The 1,796-nt window shown below is 74.6% G+C and carries 2 protein-coding genes; both read left to right on the forward strand.

What is annotated here, in order from left to right; translation table 11 throughout:
* Nucleotides 1-357 precede the first annotated feature (357 nt).
* Complete coding sequence (locus ND748_RS31270; RefSeq protein ID WP_251749901.1) at nt 358-1,008, forward strand: DsbA family oxidoreductase; 651 nt, start codon at nt 358-360, stop codon at nt 1,006-1,008.
* 43 nt (nt 1,009-1,051) lie between these two features.
* On the forward strand, nt 1,052-1,723 hold the full coding sequence (locus tag ND748_RS31275; protein WP_251749902.1) for an HD domain-containing protein: 672 nt from the start codon (nt 1,052-1,054) through the stop codon (nt 1,721-1,723).
* The last annotated feature ends 73 nt before the right edge of the window (nt 1,724-1,796 follow it).

Raw genomic sequence — 1,796 nt, forward strand, 5'->3', positions numbered from 1 at the left:
CGCCCGCGTCTGCCACGGCTGAGCGCGCCGACCCGGACGCCCGCACGCACACAGCACGGACCATGCCGCCACCGGCCGTTCACCGGGCGGGGCGCCGAACACGGTCCGCGCCGCGCCGGCACGCCGGGGTCGGCCCGGGGCGGGGTCGGGGCGGGGTAGCGGCGTCCGGCGATATCCGGCGCGGGTTCCCGCGGGCGGTGTGCCCGGTTCATCAGCAGCGGGCAGGCCGCGGTGCGACGCCGGTGGTGTTCACTCGAACCGGTGGCGACGCCGAGGGTCCGCCGTGCTGCGGTGCACCGATCGTCGGAGCCTGGGAGCCGCGGTCGAGAAGCGGTGAGAAGAGGATGGTGATCCGCCGTGCGTGTGGACATCTGGAGTGACGTCGTCTGCCCGTGGTGCTACGTCGGCAAGGCCCGGTTCGACCGGGCGCTGGCCGCGTTCGCCCACCGCGACGAGGTGCAGGTGCGCTTCCACTCCTACGAGCTGAACCCGACCCTGCCCCGGGGCCGGTCCGAGTCGCTGCTCGTCGCGCTGGCCCGCAAGTTCAGCGACGTGCCGGCGAACGAGATCGAGGGCATGGAGCACCGCGTCGCCGACGCCGCCCGCCAGGAGGGCCTGGCCTACCGGTCCGACCGGCGTAACGGCAACACCTTCGACCTGCACCGGGTGTTGCACCTGGCCGGCGAGGCGGGCCGGCAGGTCGAGGCGGTCAACGCGCTCAACCAGGCGCATTTCGGTGCCGGCCGGGACGTGTTCGACCACGACGTCGCCGTCGAGGTGTTCACCGGCGCCGGTCTGGCGGCCGCCGAGGTGCGCCGGGTCCTGGCCGGCGACGACTACGCCGAGCGGGTGTTCGCCGACGAGCGTGGCGCCCACGACATGCGGGTCACCGGGGTGCCGTTCTTCGTCGTCGACCGCACCCTGGCGGTGTCCGGGGCCCGCCCGACGGACCTGTTCACCCGCACCCTCGACCAGGCGTGGGCACGGCGCGCCCAACGGGTGGCATGACCGATCCGTCCCGCCCCGCGCCGCGCCGCGGTACGGTCCTGGGATGGTCATCGCGGGCGAGCCGTCGTGGGACGTCGCCGTGGACGCCCACGCCGGCGCCCACGCCGGCGCCCACATGGACACAGCCGTGGACGCTGACGAGCTGCACCGCCGGCACGCACCCTCGCAGCCGGCGTTCACCCTCGTGCACACCCACTGCCGCATCGTGTGGGACATCGCCGCCGGGCTGCTGGCCGCGGGCGCCGCGCCGCAGGCCGACGCCGGGCTGGTGCGCACCGGGGCGCTGCTGCACGACATCGGCGTCTACCGGCTCTACGACGACGCCGGCCAGCTCGATCACGCCCAGTACGTGCGCCACGGGGTGCTCGGCCATGAGCTGCTCGCCGCCGACGGGCTACCCGAGACCGTCTGCCGGTTCGCCTCCTGCCACACCGGCGTCGGGCTGACCCGCGCCGACATCGCCGCCGGTGATCTGCCGCTGCCGCCGGGGGACTACGTCGCGCAGACCGTCGAGGAACGGCTGGTCATGTACGCCGACAAGTTCCACTCGAAGAGCCGTCCGTCGAGTTTCCTGACCGTTGAGGCCTACCGCGACTACGTCCGCCGCTTCGGCGCGGACAAGGTGGCCCGGTTCGACGAGCTGACCGCCGAGTTCGGCGTGCCGGACCTCGCCGCCCTCGCCGACCGTCACGGCATGACCGTCCGCGGCGGCTGACCGCCGCCCCGCCGACCGTCGACGGCGGTCGGCTCCCCCGCCTGGTGGGCGAACCGCCGGGCGCGCCCAGGAC

The sequence above is a fragment of the Frankia sp. AiPs1 genome (assembly GCF_023716945.1).
In the GTDB taxonomy this organism is placed as follows: Bacteria; Actinomycetota; Actinomycetes; order Frankiales; family Frankiaceae; genus Frankia.